The 19,196-nt window shown below is 62.1% G+C and carries 17 protein-coding genes; 11 read left to right on the forward strand and 6 right to left on the reverse strand.

The genetic code is table 11. The features are described 5' to 3' along the window. The first annotated feature begins 100 nt into the window (after positions 1 to 100). Positions 101 to 1,207 carry a fatty acid desaturase gene (locus ATO7_RS01890; RefSeq protein ID WP_083559213.1) on the forward strand — a complete coding sequence of 369 codons (1,107 nt, stop codon included), beginning with the start codon at positions 101 to 103 and terminating at the stop codon, positions 1,205 to 1,207. Positions 1,208 to 1,256: 49 nt separating this feature from the next. Here ATO7_RS01890 and ATO7_RS01895 read toward each other — a convergent pair whose 3' ends face one another. Both ATO7_RS01895 and ATO7_RS01900 read right to left on the reverse strand, forming a co-directional pair. After that, positions 1,257 to 1,484 (reverse strand): DUF2798 domain-containing protein, encoded by a 228-nt coding sequence (locus ATO7_RS01895; protein ID WP_083560970.1) that lies wholly within the window; start codon positions 1,482 to 1,484, stop codon positions 1,257 to 1,259. Next, complete coding sequence (locus ATO7_RS01900; RefSeq protein ID WP_158522994.1) at positions 1,481 to 2,596, reverse strand: alpha/beta fold hydrolase; 1,116 nt, start codon at positions 2,594 to 2,596, stop codon at positions 1,481 to 1,483. Before ATO7_RS01900 ends, ATO7_RS01895 begins: the two co-directional genes overlap by 4 nt. Positions 2,597 to 2,747: 151 nt before the next feature. Between ATO7_RS01900 and ATO7_RS01905 the strand changes: the two genes are divergently transcribed. The 3 genes from ATO7_RS01905 to ATO7_RS01915 all read left to right on the forward strand — a co-directional run bounded on the left by ATO7_RS01905 (position 2,748) and on the right by ATO7_RS01915 (position 5,301). Next, complete coding sequence (locus ATO7_RS01905) at positions 2,748 to 3,605, forward strand: 6-pyruvoyl trahydropterin synthase family protein (RefSeq protein ID WP_158522995.1); 858 nt, start codon at positions 2,748 to 2,750, stop codon at positions 3,603 to 3,605. Between the two features lie 10 nt (positions 3,606 to 3,615). Further along, positions 3,616 to 4,755, forward strand: coding sequence for a hypothetical protein (locus ATO7_RS01910; protein WP_083559216.1), 1,140 nt, complete (start codon positions 3,616 to 3,618; stop codon positions 4,753 to 4,755). 66 nt (positions 4,756 to 4,821) lie between these two features. Continuing rightward, entirely contained in the window at positions 4,822 to 5,301 is a 480-nt protein-coding gene (locus ATO7_RS01915) for an FKBP-type peptidyl-prolyl cis-trans isomerase (protein WP_083559217.1), read from the forward strand. 44 nt (positions 5,302 to 5,345) lie between these two features. Here ATO7_RS01915 and ileS read toward each other — a convergent pair whose 3' ends face one another. After that, a complete protein-coding gene (gene ileS / locus ATO7_RS01920; RefSeq protein ID WP_083559218.1) occupies positions 5,346 to 8,510 on the reverse strand; it encodes an isoleucine--tRNA ligase in 3,165 nt (1,054 codons plus the stop codon). Between the two features lie 201 nt (positions 8,511 to 8,711). Here ileS and ATO7_RS01925 point away from each other — a divergent pair, with 201 nt between their 5' ends. Together ATO7_RS01925 and sat are read left to right on the forward strand one after the other, a co-directional pair. Beyond that, positions 8,712 to 9,401: a murein L,D-transpeptidase catalytic domain family protein gene (locus ATO7_RS01925; protein WP_206044758.1), complete on the forward strand. Its 690-nt coding sequence runs from the start codon at positions 8,712 to 8,714 to the stop codon at positions 9,399 to 9,401. Positions 9,402 to 9,470: 69 nt separating this feature from the next. Then, positions 9,471 to 10,658 (forward strand): sulfate adenylyltransferase, encoded by a 1,188-nt coding sequence (gene sat, locus ATO7_RS01930; protein ID WP_083559220.1) that lies wholly within the window; start codon positions 9,471 to 9,473, stop codon positions 10,656 to 10,658. 49 nt (positions 10,659 to 10,707) lie between these two features. On the opposite strand, the gene ATO7_RS01935 is transcribed toward sat, so the two are convergent. After that, the gene (locus tag ATO7_RS01935) at positions 10,708 to 12,249 is read right to left on the reverse strand and encodes an AbgT family transporter (protein WP_083559221.1); all 1,542 of its coding nucleotides are present in this window, start codon (positions 12,247 to 12,249) and stop codon (positions 10,708 to 10,710) included. A gap of 173 nt (positions 12,250 to 12,422) precedes the next feature. Here ATO7_RS01935 and ATO7_RS01940 point away from each other — a divergent pair, with 173 nt between their 5' ends. The 5 genes from ATO7_RS01940 (at position 12,423) to ATO7_RS01960 (ending at position 17,333) form a co-directional block, all read left to right on the forward strand. Continuing rightward, positions 12,423 to 12,977: an Mpo1 family 2-hydroxy fatty acid dioxygenase gene (locus ATO7_RS01940; protein ID WP_083559222.1), complete on the forward strand. Its 555-nt coding sequence runs from the start codon at positions 12,423 to 12,425 to the stop codon at positions 12,975 to 12,977. Positions 12,978 to 13,113: 136 nt separating this feature from the next. Then, a complete protein-coding gene (locus ATO7_RS01945) occupies positions 13,114 to 14,226 on the forward strand; it encodes a gluconate 2-dehydrogenase subunit 3 family protein (RefSeq protein ID WP_083559223.1) in 1,113 nt (370 codons plus the stop codon). Beyond that, the gene (locus tag ATO7_RS01950) at positions 14,219 to 15,925 is read left to right on the forward strand and encodes a GMC family oxidoreductase (RefSeq protein ID WP_083559224.1); all 1,707 of its coding nucleotides are present in this window, start codon (positions 14,219 to 14,221) and stop codon (positions 15,923 to 15,925) included. The genes ATO7_RS01945 and ATO7_RS01950 overlap by 8 nt, the downstream gene beginning before the upstream one ends. Positions 15,926 to 15,936: 11 nt before the next feature. Beyond that, entirely contained in the window at positions 15,937 to 16,872 is a 936-nt protein-coding gene (locus ATO7_RS01955; protein WP_083559225.1) for a ThuA domain-containing protein, read from the forward strand. Positions 16,873 to 16,904: 32 nt separating this feature from the next. Then, positions 16,905 to 17,333, forward strand: a complete 429-nt coding sequence (locus tag ATO7_RS01960; RefSeq protein WP_083559226.1) for an acyl-CoA thioesterase — start codon at positions 16,905 to 16,907, stop codon at positions 17,331 to 17,333. Here ATO7_RS01960 and ATO7_RS01965 read toward each other — a convergent pair. Both ATO7_RS01965 and ATO7_RS01970 read right to left on the reverse strand, forming a co-directional pair. Next, the gene (locus ATO7_RS01965; protein WP_083559227.1) at positions 17,320 to 18,141 is read right to left on the reverse strand and encodes a helical backbone metal receptor; all 822 of its coding nucleotides are present in this window, start codon (positions 18,139 to 18,141) and stop codon (positions 17,320 to 17,322) included. The genes ATO7_RS01960 and ATO7_RS01965 overlap by 14 nt on opposite strands. Positions 18,142 to 18,167: 26 nt before the next feature. Further along, a complete protein-coding gene (locus ATO7_RS01970) occupies positions 18,168 to 19,196 on the reverse strand; it encodes a hypothetical protein (protein ID WP_083559228.1) in 1,029 nt (342 codons plus the stop codon).

Here is a 19,196-nt window from a genome sequence, read left to right on the forward strand (position 1 = left end):
GTGTCGTCTCGGGACAATAATTTGGCGCGCACAGCCGCGCGACCGGTTTGTGGTTTGTCTACGCTTGTTTCCATTGCAAACCAATGTGGAGACAAACGCAATGTCGTCCAACAAACCCGTGGATCAAATGAGCGACGCGGAGAAAACCGCGCGCATCAAGCAGGTCGTGCTGCAAGCCGGTCAGGACCTGCGTGCCCGCAACCCGTGGCTGAAACATCAGGATGCCATCGGCGTGACCATCATGCTGCTCTCAGTGGCCGGCATGCTGGGCACCGCCTATGCCTACTACCTGGGTCTTGTGGCCTGGTGGTTGTGCATTCCGATGGTGGCGATCTTTGCCTCGTTCATTCATGAACTGGAGCATGATCTGATCCATCTGATGTATTTCCGTAAGCGCCCCCGGATCAATACGCTGATGCTGATCATCGGCTGGATCGCCCGGCCCAGCACGGTCAGCCCGCTGGTCCGTCGCCGCGTGCACCTGCACCACCACAAGCATTCCGGCACCGAATCGGATCTGGAAGAGCGCGGCATCACCAATGGCGAGCGCTGGGGCTTGAAGCGTCTGCTGATGACCGGCGACAACATGCTGGCGATCTACCTGCGGCCCAAAAGCACCTACAAAATGGTGCGCGCCTACATTGCCGCCCAAAACCCCAAGGACAAACGCGAACTCAATGCGCTGATCAAAGAGCAGCGCCGCGCTTACTTCCCGCTGGGCAACCTGTACTACCTGGCCTGGCACGGCTGGCTGGCGTATCACGCCGTGGCCCTGGGCGCCGTGGCGATCGGCCAGCCACTGCAACTGTCCGGCTGGGCCGCTTCCACCGTGGGCGTGCTCAACTTTCTGGCCGTAACCTGGATGCTGCCGAGCTTTCTGCGCACCTTCTGCCTGCATTTCGTCAGTTCCAACATGCACTACTACGGTGATGTGGAGGACGGCAACATCATGCAGCAGACCCAGGTGCTCAAGCCCTGGTGGATGCTGCCGTTCCAGCTGTTCTGCTTCAATTTCGGCAGCACCCACGCGATCCATCACTTCGTGGTCAAGGAACCGTTCTACATCCGCCAGTGGACAGCACCGGCGGCGCACAAGGTGATGCGTGAAATGGGTGTGCGTTTCAACGACACCGGCACCTTTGTGCGGGGCAACCGTTTCACCGGCAAGGCCACGGCGCAACAGACCGCCAGCACCGCCGCCGCCTGATCAGTACAGCAACGCTCCGGCCGCAGCGCGCGCCGGAGCGTTGGCTCGTTCAGTCGGGCCGCACCACCAGCGCAACCAGCTTGCGCACCAGCGGGGTCACCGCAATGATGGTCGGAAACGCGACCGCAAAAGCAAAGGCCCAGGCCTTGAGCCAGATCATGGCGATGCCGTCGACCCAGCCCACGTTGAACAACGAAATCACCAGCGACATGATCCCCGACATCAGCAGGGACATGAAAAACGAGAAGGCGTAGGCGCTGTAACGCTGGGGTATCACGCCGCGCGCCTGACCGTGCTGCGCCCACGCAGCCACGCCGCCGCGGGCGTCCAGATGGCGCGCGGCGCCTGACTACCACTGACAATGCTCATATGCCCGCCGGGCGCCTCCAGCAACTCGGCCTCGGCCTGCGGCATCAATCCGATCAGATGGCGACTCGCCGCCGGTGTGACGATCGGGTCCTTGTCACCAACCACAATCAGCACATTGGCCTTCACATCGGCCAGGCTGGCCTTGCACTGGGCAATCGGCAGACGCCCTGCGGCCAGCACATTGTCGGTCACCAGGTATTGCACGATGTCCTGCATGACACCGCCGGGATAGGCCACCATGTCATCCAGAAAAGCGCCATGGGTGGCGTGCTCGCTGACGTAGTCGCGGTCATCCAATCGTCCCAGCAAAGCGGTATAGCCCCGCAGGGTGCCGGCCGGACTGGCCAGCTTGAAGGCCATGGCATTGGCCCAGCCCGGCACGTGCCACAGGCCCGGGCGACTGGCATGGATGCGCCAGCCGGTCAGGCGGCGAATCTGCTTCATCTGGCGCGACACCAGACGATTCTGAAAACTTACCCCGCCGGGCGCGTGGTAGTCGCACGGCGGCCCCAGCAGTACCACGTTGCGGATATGCGGGTCACCCAGGGCTGCATAGGCGTAACTGAACATCGCGCCCAGACTCCAGCCGTGCAGGGAAAGCTCCTGCTGCCCACTGTGGCGGCGCACTTCATCCAGCATGCGCGGCAGGAAATCTTGCAGATAGTCGGCAAACCGCCAGTGCGCATGGGCACGCGTGGGACGCCCCCAGTCGATCAGATACAGCGGAAAGCCCTGATCGCGCAGATGCCGCACCAGCGAGCGCTGCGGAAACAGATCGTAGATCAGCATATTGACCGCCAGCGGCGGCACGATCACCAGCGGTGTCAGGGCCTTGTCGGCATCGCCGGGATAGTGGCGCAGGCTGATGATGTCGTGGCGCGCGATGACCTCGTAAGGGGTCTGCCCGGCCTGATTGAGCCGGGCGCTGTGACGTACACGATCGTGCGCATTGCGCAGCAGACGCAGGGAGCGCTGCAGTCGGTGCGGTCCGGCGCCTTGAAGTCGGGAAATCTGAGTCATGAGTGTCCTGCAGTAAACCACCCGGACAGTGAACATATGTGCACATCCGGTTATCGAGGCGGGCGATTTTACCCGTTTCGAGCACCGCGGTGCCCGCGCACCACCGCGGGTTCTGTGACCTGCGCGCGCAAGGCGGCGTAAAATGCCAGCGATGAAACTCGAAACCCGCCTATTCATTGCCGACTTCACCCACCTTGACTGCGCCTGGTTCGATCCGCTGCAGGGTCTGATCGGGGAAAGTTGGCGGGTCGACGCCGAACTGGCCGGCGAGCTGGCTGACAACGGCATGCTGTGTGATTTCGGGGTGGTCAAAAGTGTGCTCAAACAAGCCCTGGACGAGCAGATCGATCACCGCCTGCTGCTCAACGCCGCACAGGCCGCAGAGCTGCACAACCAAAGCGGACACAGCACCATCAGCCTGCGCAATGCCGCCAGCGAAGAGTGGCACTACCGGGCCCCGTCCAGCAGCTTCGCCCTGCTCGACACCCCGACGATTGATGCTGGGCATCTGGCTGCCACCCTGGCCGCCCCGCTACGCGCGCTGTTGCCAGACAACATCACACATCTGAACCTGACCCTCAGCCCGGCACACCACCAGGGCCCGTACCGCTACTGCCATGGTCTGCGCCAGCACAGCGGCAACTGCCAACGCATGGCACACGGCCACCGGGCACGGCTTGACATCCAGGTGGACGGCGAGCGCCATCACCAGCTGGAAACAGACTGGCAACAGCGTTTCGACGGCCGCTACATCGGCTCGGAGGAACATCTGAGCATCAGCGGCAGCCGCCACCGCTATGCCTATCAAGCCAGTCAGGGCGCATTCGAGCTGGAGCTGCCTCAAAACCGCAGCTGCCCGATTGAAGCCGAGCCCACGGTCGAGCACATCACCGCCCACATGGCCCGCGCCATCGCCCGCCAGCTCCCGGGCCGACGCATAGAATGTCGCGCCTTCGAAGGCATCGGTAAGGGCGCGCACAGCTGCGCCGAACTCAAACCAAGACCCTGATACCGAAGCCATGACCGGGTTGACGCCAAGTACGCTGACGCGCCGCCACCCGGCGCTGTGGCGCGCACTGGGGCTCAGCCTCACACTGCTTGCGATCACCCATGTGCTGGTCTGGCTGCTGGGCATCTGGTCGGTGGAAATCATCAACAACAGCCAGACCGGCTCGCTGTGGCAAAGCTTTGCCATGTGGAACCGCTGGGACACACCGCATTACCTTGATCTGGCCCGCCACGGCTACAGCAATCATGGCGAGCTGGGCCTGTTCATCGTGTTCTTTCCCGCCTACCCGGCCCTGGTCCGGGTGCTGACGCCGCTCACCGGCGATGCCTACATGAGCGCACTGCTGATCTCGCTGTTCAGTGCCCTGGCTGCGTGCGTCGCCCTGCACCAGCTGGTCCGCCACTATCGCGACGTCGAAACAGCCGATCGCGCGGTGTGGTACCTGCTGATCTTTCCCACCGCCTACTTCCTGCATATCGGCTATACCGAGGCGCTGTTCATGGCCACATTGCTATGGTTGTGGGTGGCCCTGATCCATCAACGCTGGCTGCTGGTTGGCGGTCTTGGCATGTTGCTGTGCGCCACCCGTATCAACGGCATGCTGATCGGCCTGGTTGTGGGCTGGGAGATCATGCGCCTGTGGCAGCAGCAGCGGCGCTTTGATCCGGCCTGGCTGTGGACCGCATTGATACCCTGCGGCCTGGCCGTATACCTGGCCATCAACTGGTGGCTGTACGACAACGCCCTGCACTTTCTGGAGGTGCAACGTGGTCACTGGCACAAGGCCCCGGGCACACCACTGACCGCACTGGCCGATCTGTGGCAACGCCTGGAGTGGGACAAAAGCCGCTACTGGACCATGGGCGTGTTCGAGCTCGCTGCGGTGGCACTGGGCCTGATCGCCAGCATCTTCGCCTTCTGGCGCCTTGGCGTTGGCCCGGGTCTGTGGTCAGCCAGCAACCTGCTGCTGATGACCAGCACCGGCTGGGCGCTGAGTCTGCCGCGCTACATTCTGGTGATCTTCCCGCTGTTCATCCTGATGGCCGAGCTGGCACGCACAGCCTGGCTGCGCGCCGCCATGGATGTGCTGTGTCTGGCCATCTTCACCACCATGGCGATCGAATTTGCCCACGGTCACTGGGCGTTCTAGCGACAGGTCAGTTTGGGCGCGAAGCGTCATCCGCGTTACCCTGACCCGCCGTAAACGGAATACACGATGCAAATTGCCGACAACACCGTCGTAAGCTTTGACTACACCTTGCGCAACGACGCCGGTGAAACCGTCGACACCTCCTCCGGTCGCGAACCCATGGCGTACCTGCATGGGCACAATCAGATCGTCGCGGGTCTGGAGAAGGAAATGACCGGTCGCAGTTCAGGCGACAGCTTCCAGGTCACGGTCAGCCCGGACGAGGGCTACGGCCCGCACCGCCCGGAACTGGTCCAGGTCGTGCCGCGTGAAGCATTCCAAGGCATCGACACTCTGGAAGTCGGCATGCGCTTTCAGGCCGACAGCGCCCAGGGCCCGATGCTGGTCCGGATCGCTGCGGTGGAAGACAGCCAGGTCACCGTGGATGGCAATCACGATCTGGCCGGCCAGAACCTGCATTTCGACATCGCCGTCACCGACGTGCGTGAAGCCACCGCGCAGGAACTCGAGCATGGCCATGTGCATGCCGACGGCCAGGATCACTAAAGCCTGAGCACTCACGCCGCAGCCGACCGGCTGCGGCGTTCGTTTTAGCCCTGCAGCGGTTTGAGCCCGAGGCTTAGCACCTCGCCACCGATATCGAAGGTCTCCACAAGCTGACCTTGCGGCTCGGCCACCGCGTCCCACTCCAGGCACAGGGTCTCGGCCATGATCAAAGCCTTGTGCGCCTGCATGGCCTGGGCCAGGGTGTCGCTGGCCGCAAACTCCACCCGGATACGGTCGATCACTTCGAAATCCGCCTGCTTGCGCAGATTCTGAATCCGGTTGATGACCTCGCGCGCCAGCCCTTTGGCCCGCAGCGCTTCGCTGATTTCGGTGTCCAGCGCAACCGTCACACCGGATTCACGCGCCACTGCCCAGCCTTCCAGCTCTTCGGTTTCAACCAGCACGTCGTCGGCTTCAAGCGCGACCGCGCCGGCATCACACTCCAGCGTGAACTGGCCGTGCTCCAGAAACGCGCTGATGTCGGCATTGCTCATCTGTGCAATCGCCGCAGCTACCACTTTCATCTGCTTGCCAACCTTCTTGCCAAGCACGCGGAAGTTGGCCTTGGCCCGGCGCTTGACCAGACCGGCATCGCCTTCCACCAGCTCCAGCGCCTCGACATTGATCTCATCCAGGATCAACGGCTGAACGGCTTCAACATCGGCCCGCGACACCCCAGGCTCAAGCACCACCAGCACCCGCGCCAGCGGCTGCCGCACGTTGATCTTGTGGGTGTTGCGCAACTGCAGGGCGATGCCCACAGCCGTGCGCGCCAGGTCCATGCGCCGCTCCAGCGCCGCATCAATCAAAGCCGCATCGCTGCGCGGGAACTCGGCCAGATGCACCGAGGCCGTGGCCGCATCGCTGCGCTTGAGGTTCTGGTACAGCCAGTCGGCGTAGAACGGCGCAATCGGCGCCATCATGCGGGCGATGCCATCCAGACATTCAAACGTGGTCTGGTAAGCGGCCAACTTGTCGGCGTCCGAAACACCGGTGTCTTTCTTGCCGGCCCAGAACACTGGGCGCTGGCGTCGCACGTACCAGTTGGACAGCTCGTCAACCAGCTTTTCCACCGCACGCGCGGCGCGGGTCGGGTTGTAAGCCTCCAGCGCTTCGGCAGCCACCGCCGCGGTGCTGTGCAGACGCGACAGCATCCAGCGATCCAGTTCCGGGCGTTGCGATGGCGCAATTGGTGCGGCCAGCGGATCGATCGAATCGATGTTGGCGTAGGTGGCGAAGAAGCTGTACACGTTGGTCAATGTGCCAAACAGCTTGCTCTTGACCTCCTTGACCCCGCGGTCGGCGTACTTGAGCGACTCCCACGGCGGCGATGACGCCATCATGTACCAGCGCAGGGCATCAGCGCCGTGCTCATCCAGCGCTTCGAACGGGTCCACCGTGTTGCCCTTGGACTTGGACATTTTCTCGCCCTTCTCGTCCAGCAGCAGACCGTTGACCACCACGTTTTTGTAGGCCACCGAACCCTTCACCAGGGTGGCAATGGCGTGCAAGGTGTAGAACCAGCCACGCGTCTGATCGAGACCTTCGGCGATGAAATCAGCCGGGAAGTTCTTCTCGAACAGATCCTGGTTTTCGAACGGGTAGTGCCACTGTGCAAACGGCATCGCACCGGAATCGAACCACACGTCGATGATCTCCGGTACGCGACGCATGGTGCCGCCGTTTTTCGCCGGCCAGGTCAGCTTGTCGACAAACGGACGATGCAGGTCGAGTTCTTCATCACCCGGCCAGCTGTCACCGCAGCGGGCTTTGAGCTGTTCGATGGAGCCGATCACTTCGATATCTTCGGGATCGCTGTCGTTGACCCAGATCGGCAGCGGCGTGCCCCAGAAACGATGACGTGACAGCGCCCAGTCCACATTGTTTTCCAGCCATTCGCCAAAGCGTCCGGCCCCGACATGCTTGGGCTGCCAGTTGATGGTCTTGTTGAGCGCGACCAGATCGTCTTTGAACTGGGTGGTGCGCACAAACCAGGAATCCACCGGGTAGGACATCAGCGGCGTGCCCTTGCGCCAGTCGTGCGGATAGTTGTGCAGGTACTGCTCGCGCTTGTACAGCAGGCCGCGCTCTTTCAGATCGCGGATAATCAGCTTGTCGGCATCCTTGAACCACAGCCCGCCAACCAGCGGCACATCGTCTTCGAAGCAGCCGTCGCGCTTGACCGGATTGACCATCTCCACCCCTTCGCGCTGCGCGGTGGCGTAGTCGTCGGCACCAAAGGCCGGCGCGGTGTGCACGATGCCGGTGCCGTCCTCGGTGGTGACGTAGTCCGCAGCGGCCACGCGGAAGGCACCAGGATGATCCTTGAACAGCTCGAACACTGGGCGATAACGCATACCGACCAGATCAGCCCCCTTGCAGCGCGCGATGATCTCGTAATCATCCGTCAGCACTGAGAGCAAGGCTTCTGCCAGGATCAGCTTTTCCTCACCGCACTGCACGGTGACGTAATCCAGGCTCGGCCCGACCGCCAAAAGCAGGTTCGACACCAGGGTCCACGGCGTGGTGGTCCAGGCCAGGAAATAGGTGTTGTCCTGGCCCTCCAGCGGGAAGCGCACGGTGACCGACGGATCTTCGACTTCCTTGTAGCCGAGGGAAACCTCGTGCGAGGACAGCACCGTGCCCGACCCCGGGCTGTACCAATGAATCTTGTGCCCGCGATAGAGCAGATCCTTGCCATGCAACTGCGACAGCAACCACCACACCGATTCGATGTAGTTGTTCTGGTAGGTCACATAGGGATGCTCCAGATCCACCCAGTACCCGCTGCGCCGGGTCAGCTGGTTCCACATCTCGGTGTACTTGTGCACCGAGGCCTTGCACGCGGCGTTGTATTTTTCGATGCCGTAGGCTTCGATTTCAGCCCGATTGGAGAGCCCCAGCTCCTTTTCGACCTGGATCTCCACCGGCAGACCATGGGTGTCCCAGCCGGCCTTGCGGTCGACCCGGTAGCCCTGCATCACCTTGTAGCGGCAGAACGTATCCTTGATCGTACGCGCCATGACGTGATGCACGCCGGGCCGCCCGTTGGCGGTCGGCGGGCCTTCATAGAAGGTAAAACGCGGCGCGTCTTCACGAAGCGTGGTACACAGACCGAAAATGTCCTGCTGCTCCCACCAGTTGAGCATGGACTTCTCCATCTCAATGACTGAGAACTGCTGAGGCTTCACTTCGGGAAATCGCGACATGGGACTGACTGGGCCTGACCGGGGGCAAAGCCCTCAATTGTAACGAATTAGCAGACCGTTCCGGCTCAGCGCAAATTTTTTGTGAACAAAGTCGGAACCTTTGCCGTATGCTTGAACGTGTTAGTGCACAAGCGATTCGCGTTTTCAATGCGCGAACGCCGCTTCACCGCGAAGTTGGACAGGGACACGTCGAGCACATCAATGACCAAGCCAATCAAACTCTGGATGGCCGCAACAGCGCTGATGATCAGCGCACAGGCCAGCGCTGCAGATAGCCTGCTGAGCGAATTACGCACAGCCGCACCAGCCTTGAACCCGGATGTCCTGGAAAACGCCCTGCAGGCCCTGAGCTGTGCCGCCCCCGAGCATCTTGAGGATGCCCGTCTGGCCGTCATTGATTACAGCCTGCCTTCAACCAGTCCGCGACTGTGGGTGTTTGATCTGGAACAGCGCGCCCTGCTGTTTAAGGAATTGGTGGCCCACGGCCGCGCTTCTGGTGACAAATACAGCCGCCACTTTTCCAACACACCGGGTTCGCATCAGTCCAGCATCGGCCTGTTCCGCACCCTGCACGCTTACGATGGACGCAACGGTTACTCACTGCGCATGCAGGGCCTGGAGCCGAGCTTCAATCACCGTGCTCTGGATCGAGCCATCGTGATCCACGGCGCCAAGTATGTCAGCAATGACTTCATCCACCGCACCGGCCGCATAGGCCGCAGCCATGGCTGCCCAGCCGTCGCGGTGGACAAGGCCAAGCCTCTGATCGATACGATCAAGGACGGCCACTACGTCTTCTCCTGGTATCCCGACCCGGACTACATTGCCGGCTCCAAGCTGCTGCAATGCCCACGCGAAGTGGCCATGAACGCAGCCACCTCATCCTTTTGAATCGTGACGGGTTGACCTGATTCCGGTACATTCGCGGCCCGAATCCCTCGAAAAACCGGAACATTCAGGATGATCAAGCCGCACGGTTCAGACCAGCTCAACCCCCGTTTTGTCTACGACTCCGAAAAGCACGATGCCCTGAGCCGCGAGGCCGAGAGCCTGCCTTCGCTGCTGCTCAATTCCGCTGCGGCGGCCAATGCCGTGATGCTCGGCGCGGGCTACTTCAACCCGCTCAACGGCTTCATGAACAAAGCCGACATGCTCGCCGTGGCCACCGACCTGAAAACCGCTGACGGCCTGTTCTGGCCGGTGCCGGTGGTCAACCTGAGCGACAACGCCGACGGCATCGAAGTCGGTCAGCGCATCGCCCTGCGCGACCCCAATGTGGAAGGCCATCCGGTGATCGCGGTGCAGACCGTGGAAGCCCTGGAAACGGTCAGCGAAGACGAAATCGAAACCGTGGTGCGCGAGGTCTTCGCCACCGACGATGCCGAACATCCTGGCGTGAAAACCTTCCGCGCTCTGGGGCGCACGCTGATTTCGGGCCCCATCGACGTGCTCAACTTCAGCTACTTCCAAACCGACTTCCCCGACACCTTCCGCACCGCGGTGGAAATTCGCAACGAGTTTGCCGAACGTGGCTGGAACAAGGTTGTGGCTTTCCAGACCCGCAATCCCATGCACCGCGCCCACGAAGAACTGTGCCGCATGGCACATGAAGAACTGGGCACCGACGGCATTCTGATCCACATGCTGCTGGGCAAGCTCAAGCCGGGCGACATTCCGGCCCCGGTGCGCGATGCCTGCATTCGCAAGATGGTCGAATGCTACTTCCCGCCCAACAGCGTGATGATCACCGGCTACGGCTTCGACATGCTCTACGCCGGCCCGCGTGAAGCCGTGTTGCACGCCGTGTTCCGCCAGAACGCCGGCTGCTCCTACCTCATCGTGGGCCGTGACCACGCCGGGGTTGGTGATTACTACGGCGCTTTCGACGCGCAGACCATCTTCGACGACAAGGTTCCGGCGGGCGCGCTCGACATCGAAATCTTCCGCGCCGACCACACCGCTTGGTCAAAGAAGCTCAACAAGGTGGTGATGATGCGCGACGCCCCGGATCACAGCAAAGAGGATTTCATCCTGCTGTCCGGGACCAAAGTGCGTCAGATGCTGTCTGAAGGCACGGCGCCGCCGCCGGAGTTCTCACGCCCGGAATGCGCCAAGATTCTGATGGACTACTATCAGAGCGAAGCCTGAACCCAGGCCTTGCGGACGCCGCCCACGCGGCGTCCGCAGCGCGGCCGGCCTAACCTGGGTAGGTGTAGCTGGCCTGCAAACCAAGCGGCATGCCAAGACTCCAGTAGAGCAGCAGGAAGGCGCTCCACAACACCAGCAGCGTGACCGAATACGGCAGCATCATCGCCGCCACCGTGCCAATGCCGGCATTCTTCACATAGCGCTGGCAGAACACCACCACCAATGGGAAGTACGGCATCAGCGGGGTGATGATATTGGTGGTCGAATCCCCCACCCGGTAAGCCGCCTGGGCCAGATCTGGTGAAATCCCCAGCTGCATCAGCATCGGCACGAAGATGGGTGCCAACAGCGCCCATTTGGCCGACGCCGAGCCCACGAACAGATTGATCACCCCGGTCAGCAGGATGATGCCGACGATGGTCACCGGCGCCGGCAAGGCCAGTGCCTTGAGCACTGCAGCCCCTTCCAGCGCCAGCAACACACCGAGATTGGACTGGGCGAAGGCGTAGACGAACTGGGCGATGAAAAACATGATGACCAGGTAATACGCCATGCCGGTCATGGCCTTGCTCATCCCCTCGATCACATCGCGCGAACTCTTCACCGTTCCGGCCATGATGCCGTAGACCACACCGGGCAGCAGGAACAGTAGAAAAATCAGCGGCACGATGGAGCGCATCAGCGGCGCACCGCCTTCGGCCAGACTGCCATTGGGCCCACGCCAGGCCGAGGATTCCGGCAAGGTGCTGAGAATCAGGCCGCCGATCCCCAACAGCATCGCCACCAGAGCCCCTCGCAAGGCCCGACGCTCGCCAGCTTCCAACGGCTGCATGCTGGGCAGATCACTCAGATCGCCATCCAGCGCAGTGGCGCGCAGACGCGGCTCTACAATCTTGTCGGTCAACCACCAGCCCACCGCAATAACCAGCACGGCTGAGCTGGCGGTAAAGAAGTAGTTGTTCAACGGATTGAGCTGCACGCTGCTGTCCAGGATGTGCGCGCCGGCCTGGGAGATGCCCTGCAGCATGGGGTCCAGTGCTGCCGGCACAAAGCTGGCTGAAAAGCCACCCGACACCCCGGCAAAGGCCGCCGCAATACCGGCCAGGGGATGACGCCCGGCCGCGTAGAAAATCACCCCACCCAGCGGAATGACCAGTACGTAACCCGCATCTGCTGCGGTGTGACTGAGAATACCCACCGCGATCAGCGTCGGCGTGAGCAGCACTTTGGCGGTCACCGACAGCAACGCGCGCAAGCCGGCATTGATGAAGCCGGTGTGCTCGGCCACGCCGATGCCCAGCATCGCCACCAGCACCACGCCCACTGGGTGAAAGTGCGCGAAGTTCTTGACCATGGCTGACAAAAACGCCGCCATGGCACTGCCTGACAGCTGATTGCTCACCCTCAGGGGCTCCCCGTTGCGCGGATCGGTCAGGCCAAAATCCAACCCCGAAAGCAGCGCCGACAACACCCACACCAGCACCAGCAGCCCCACGAACAGCATCGCCGGATCTGGCAGCCGGTTGCCGATACGTTCCACCGCGCCCAGTGTGCGTTCCAGCCGGCTGGCTGGTTTCGCCTGTTCGCTCATAGTGTTCTCCCTTTTATCCCCATGAATGCGCAACATCGCTGGCCCATGCAACGATGTCGGAAAATTTACGACAAGGTACTGAAATTTTTACGATGGTGAGCGGCCATAGCCAAAGTTATCGTGTCGAACATAGATGAAACAGGCGCACCCCCGACGCCGAGGATGAACAAAAGATGAGCAACTTTGCCCGCGAAATGGCTTTTTACACGGCCTACCATCAGGAGAACACCAACGTGTGGATTCACGTGTTTGGTGTACCGCTGATCACCTTCACCGCATTTGTGCCGCTGGCCTGGCTGGAGCTGTTCAGCGTTTCTGGCGTTCCGGTTACCGCAGCCACCCTGCTCTATCTCTACAGCGTGCAGTACTACCTGCGCACCGACCTGCTGTTCGGCTCGATTGCCACTGTGCTGTATGGCGCGCTGCTGTTTGCCGCCCACTTGGTCGCAGCCGAGGGCTATGTGCTGGGTGCGGTGGTCTTTGCTGCCGGCCAGATCATCGGCTGGACCTCACAGATCTATGGTCACCTGCATTACGAAGGCAACAAACCGGCCTTTTTCGAAAGCGTTTACCAGTCGTTCATTTCGGCCCCGCTGTTCATCATCGCCGACCTGTGCTTCCACTACGGCATCAAGTCCGAGGTGCAAGACAAGATCCACCAGGAGCTCATCGCCAGCGGCAAGCTGCGCAAAGAGCCTGGCAATTTCTACAAGGCACAGCGCGCCTGACGCACCCAAAAAATACTTAAAAAGCGGGCCTGGCGCCCGCTTTTTTTGTGCCGACCAACACGGCATACACAACAGCGCCCTGCCCGGCTAGACTCAGCAGCATAAATAAATAAACGCTCAACGATGGGGAGACACCATGAGCGATTCAGACACGCTGCGCATGCCGCAGCGTCGAGTGGTGCTGCAATCAGGCGGCGTAGCGCTGATGAGCGCCTGGTTGATGCCGTTAAGCGGATGTCAGCCCGGCAGCGGTGGGCGTCAGGCCACGCTGGCCGCGGCACAATCTTCGGATCAACCCGCCACGCCACATGCAGCCTTCCTGAGCGAGAACGAAAAACGCAGCCTGCGTGCCCTGTGCGACCGCCTGATTCCGGCCGGCCTGCAACCCGGCGCCGCGGCAGGCCACGCAGAAGAAGCCATCGATGCTTTACTGGCTGCCTTCAACACAGATCCACCACTCATTTACGCCGGCGGGCCTTTTTCTGATCGAGCCGGCGCGAGCAGCAACAATTTTGCTCGCTTCCTTGCCCTGGACGAATATGAAACGCTGGCTTGGAGGCTGGTCATTGAAGGTTCGCAAGGGCGTCCGGAACGTGAGTTCAATGGACCCGTGCAAGGCCTGCAACAGCGATACCGCGAAGGCTTGGCCCATCTGGACGCACGCGCCGCGCAGCTTGCCACCGGGGTGCTGCCGGCTGCCCTTGGTCAGATTCTGCAAGAACAACTCAGCGGCACACCGCTGTCAGCCGTCCTGGATCTGATCAATCAGCTCAGCGGCAGCGAGCACTTTGCCGACCTGCCCGCACTGTTGCGTGACGTGATCGTATTCGACCCCAGCGACGCGCAAACCCAGGCTCTGATCGATGTTGCATTTCCCAACACCCTGGATGGTCTGTACGGCGCCCCCGAGTACGGTGGCAACCGCGATCTCGTCGGCTGGACATCAACCGACTGGCCCGGCGATGTGCAACCGCGCGGCTACACCGACAGCGAAGTGATCAACCGCGACCAACCCGGGCTGTTCGACGCTTTTCTGCCTCCATCCTACGGTGGACAGGATCACGGCCCCGCGAACAAAGCCGTTTCTCAGGAGCCGCGCGCAGAACTGCCACCGTTGCTGATTGTTGCGGGTGAAAGTCTCGCCGCCAACATCATGGCCGCCGACGGCTCCCTCGCGGCGTTGCGCCAGCGCTTGTCCGCTGCTGCCAATCCGCGACCGGAATGGGTATGGAGGGCCGATCATGCCTGAGGCCGTCATCATCGGGTCCGGCCCCGCCGGCAGTATCGCCGCTCACGAGCTTGCCGCTCAGGGCTGGTCCGTCACAGTCCTCGAACGCGGCCGCAATCTGCGCCCTGGTTTTGGTGAAGTCGAAAGCCGCGACTTGGGCACCCTCTACGCCAACGACGAGGTCAAAACAGCACGCCATTTCGGCTTTCCTCATCCCCGCCTCGAGCCCGTCACCGGGCGCACCCAGGGTGAAGCGGCGGAGGGCATCTCACGCAGTGTGCAAGGCACGCACGTCTCCCTCGGCGCTGCGGTTGGCGGCACATCGTTGCACTACAACGCCAAATTCCCGCGCTTCTGGCGCGGCGATTTCAAACAGCTGTCCGAATTGGGCCCCGTTGACGGCACCCAGGTGGCTGACTGGCCCATCAGCTATGACGAGCTGGCCCCCTACTACGACGAAGTCGAGCGCACCATTGGTGTTCAGGGTGATGTGCATCTGATGCCCGAGCGTACGCTGCAACAAGCGCCACGCGCGGGTCAGTTCGTGATGCCGCCCAACCCCACCGGCTACGCTGCGCGCGCCCTTGCGCGAGGCGCCATGAATGTGGGCTGGGAACCCTACCCCTACCCGTCGGCTGTCAATTCGCAAAGCTTTGATGGTCGCCCAGCCTGCAATTCCTGCGGGCTGTGCTCTTCATTCGGCTGCCCGATCAATGCACGCGGCGATGCCCTGGTGACCTATCTCAATCCGGCCGTGTTAAGCGGTCGCGTCCGCGTCATAGAACGTGCCCTGGTTTATCGCATAGAAACCTCATCGGACGGCAAGCGTGCGACCGATGTCCGTTACTTCGACCGCGATGGCCAGGCTCGTCACATCAGCGCCGACAAGATCCTGCTCGCAGCAAGCCCAGTGCAAACGGCGCGACTGTTGCTGTTATCGGCCAACAGCGCTCACCCTTTGGGCCTGGGCAATCGCTCAGATCAGGTCGGGCGCAACATGATGTTCCACTGGTTCACGATCGGCGGCGCGGTTTTCGCGCGCGATGTACAACCCGGTCGCGCACAAAGCACCACAGTCGAAATCGATGACCTGGTTGGCCCGTTCAGCGGCCCGGCCGTTAGCGCACTGGGCGTGCCCTATATCAAAGGTGGCTTGATTCAGGTTGGCGGTTCGGTGCCGTTACTGCAGGAGGCTTACCAGTACGCCGGGCTGGGAGTGCCGGCAGGGGCGCCACACAAAGCACTGGTTCAACTGGGCCTGATACGCAAACGGGTGGCTGGCATTCAGCTGGTCGGCGAAGACCTGCCTCAGGCAGCCAATCGGGTCGACCTCGACCCCACAGTCAAGGATTGGCGCGGACTGCCAGCGCCACGCGTCACCTGGGCACCCCATGCCCACGAACGCGCCTCGGCGGCTTACACCGCACCGTTGTTGCTGGCCATGCTGCAGGCTACACCAGGCGCCAGCGGTGCCATGGTGTTGCCCGATCCGCTGATGTCGGATCAACCGACCCTGTCGGCACACCATGCCGGCACCGCGCGCTTCGGTGATGACCCGCAGAGCACCGTGTGCGACCGCTGGGGCCGTCTGCATGACTGCGACAACGTGCACGTGGTGGACGGTTCATTGTTCCCCACCTTCCCAGGCTTCAACCCCACCCTCACGATACTGGCCAACTCGCTGCGCATAGCGCGGGCGATTGGCCACAGCGTGACCTGACAGGCGTCATCATGCAGAGAACTTTCTCCCTAGCGCCGCTGCTCGTCGGCCTGCTGACCCTCTCACTGCTCACTGCATGTGGCTCTGAGAATGACGATCCCAGCGAACAGAGCAGCTTCCGCCTGCTGGTGTTTTCTCACACCGCCGGCTTTCGCCACGCCTCGATTGAAACGGGCGTGGATGCGGTGCGCCAACTCGGCTTGATGCACGGATTCGAGGTCGATCACAGCGAGGACCCCAGCCTCTTCAACGATGTCGAACTGGCCCGCTATGCCGCTGTCATGTGGCTGAGCACCACCGGCGACGTTCTGGATGAACAACAGCAAATGGCCTTTGAACGCTACATCCGCGGTGGCGGCGGTTACGTGGGGGTGCATTCGGCCTCGGATACCGAGTACGACTGGCCGTTCTACGCCGAGCTGGTCGGTGCCTATTTCCATAGCCATCCGGTTTTTCCGCTGGGCGCCGATGAAGGCCCCGGCGTGCAAAATGGCGAACTGCACGTCGAGGCCGAAGATCATCCTTCGACCGCGCACCTGCCCCGTCCTTGGGCCATCGAAGACGAGTTTTACAGCTTTCGCAGCAACCCCCGCGGTCAGGTCCGGGTGCTCCTCAACATCGACGAGCAAAGCTACAACCAGGACCCGAACACCACCAACATCGGCGCGGATGCTTTCCTGATCGGAGAAACAGGCAGCATGAATGACCATCCCATGAGCTGGTGCCACACCCGACTCGGCGGGCACGCCTGGTACACCGCGCTCGGTCATTCGATCAGCCTATACGAAGACGCCAACTTCCGCCGCCATTTGCTTGCCGGCATCTTCACCGCAAGTGGTCGCCAAAGCGCTGATTGCACGCCACGCGAAGACGGCCCATTGGCCGAGCCTGAGAGCGGCCCCGCCTTTCCCCCTCTGCTACCGTTGGCGGCCGAACTGGGCGGCTGAACCCAGCGCGTGACAGCGCTACACTGCGCGGCATGAGCTGGGACTATCCGAATCCGTTCGTCCATCGCGTGCGCGTCGGCGCCGACGCCATCGACCGCATGCAGCACGTCAACAACGTGCGCTATCTGGAATACCTGGAACAGACCGCCTGGGCCCACACCGAGCATCTGGGGCTTGGCTGGGAGGTTTACGAGCGACTCAACACCGGGGTGGTCGCGCACCGCACCGAGATCGACTATCTGCGCGCGGCGCTGCTCGGCGATGAATTGCACATCGCCACCTGGTGCACGGCCAACGACGGCAAACTGCGCCTGGAGCGCAGTTATCAGATTCGCCGCCCGGCGGACGATGCCACCATCGTGCGCGCGGTGACACAGTGGATCAGCGTGGATCTCAAAAGCGGTCGCCCCAAGCGCATGCCGGCCGAGTTTGCGGCGGCCTATCGGGTCACCGGCGGCTGATGCTAGGGTCCTGGCGCGCCTCATCCAGCGCCGTGACCAGTTCACCAAGATAGCGTGCCGCCATAAGCATGCGGGCGCCGTACCAGCTGAACATTTCGCCATCGACCAGCTGCATGTGCGTGCCCGGCATGAGTCGCGCCAACTCCTCGGCGTGCTTGTGCTCGAAGGGATAAGGCTCAGAGCTGAGCAAGCACACATCGGGCTTGAGTGCGGCCAGCTCGGCGGAATCAATTTGCGGATAGCGCCCCGGCAAACCCAGCGCCACATTGCTCATGCCGGCGCGCTGCAACACTGCGTTGATGTAGGTGTCCTGGCCTGCGGCCATCCAGGGCTTGCGCCAGATCAGATACAGCACGCGCAGCGGTTGCCGCAACTTCGCAATGCCTTGCCAGGCTTGCTCAATGCGCTGAACCAGTTGATCGGCCGTCATGTCCTGTCCCGTCAAGCGCCCCAGCACCCCGATGGCGTCCAAGGCCTGCTCAAGATTCTGGATGTCGCAGACATAGACCGGCCAGCGCTGCGCCAGTGCCTCGACATCCTCGCGCCGGTTCTCTTCCTTCTCGGCGATGATCAGATCCGGCGCGCAGGCGGTCATGCCATCAAAGTCGATTTTCTTGGTGCCCCCCACCACCGCCACGGCGTCAATCTGCGGCGCCGGGTGGATGCAGTAACGGGTTCGCCCAACCAGCCGCTCATCCAACCCCAGCTCAAACAGGGTTTCGGTCAGCGAGGGACACAGGCATACCACACGCTGCGGGCGCTCCGGCACGGCCACCACACGGCCACAGGCATCGGTCAATTCAGGCATGTGGCGAGTATACGAACTGCAGCGCCCTACTTGCGCTCCAGCGCCGCGATCAGAAAGTCGACGTACATGGTGGCAATGCTTTCACGGTAGGCATCCGGCTGTCCGGCACTGCGGGCGGTGTGCTGAAAAAGATCACGCGAGGCGCGGTGCTTGGCGCGCTGCCAGCCGTTGAGTTCATCAAGCCCCGAAAAATGCAGAATCAGCTTGCGCTGCTGTGGCGATGCCCGGGTCCACTGGCTGACCAGCGCGCTGAACTGGCGCGCCCGGGTCTGCCCCCAGGCGCCCATGTTGATGCCGCCGCGTGGGGTTTCGTAGGGCCCCACGTCACCCAGTACCATCAGAACCTGGCGCTTCTTGGGGTGCGCCGCGCTGAAGGTGCTGAGCGCCCACTGGGTTGCCTCTAGAATGGGCGCTGCACCGGCCTCGGCCTGTTGCGCTTGAAGAAACCCACGCAGTGCGTTGAGGCTGGCGCCACCATCATCCTGGTAAGGGCGTATCCAGCGACGCTGGAAATAGGCGCTGGCGTCATAGCCGGCACTGTTGTTGCGGTAGGCCACGATGCTGATGGTGACTTTCTCGGAGATCAGCGGCAGAAGCTGGGCCAGACGCAGCACAGCGTTCTCCAGATTGTCGATCTCGTGCGCCATGCTGTTGGACTTGTCCAGCGCGATAGCGATTTCTATCGGTGTGTCCTTGACCTCCGGGCGCGCCCGGCTGGCCCGCGCGCTCAAAGCCTGGGTTTCGCTGTTGAGTGCCTCAATATCGGCCTGCAGCTTTTGGATCTCCTGATTAAGTTCGGCGACCGCACGCGTCGCATTGGCTTCGCGCTCGCGCTGCTGCTCTTCGATCACAAACCGCTGGGCCACGCAGGCCGCAATGTCATCAGCGCCCTGTGACTGAATTTGCGGCTCAGCCTGCTGCGGCACATCGGACACCCGGACCACGACCAGAAAAATCGTCATCAGCAGGACGAAGATCGCCATGGTGGCGAAGATGATGTCGGAAAAGGCTTCGTAGAAGCCGTCGCTGGGTGACTTGTCCTTGCGGCGGAACAT

Origin of the sequence: Oceanococcus atlanticus, assembly GCF_002088235.1 — a bacterium.
GTDB lineage: Bacteria > Pseudomonadota > Gammaproteobacteria > Nevskiales > Oceanococcaceae > Oceanococcus > Oceanococcus atlanticus.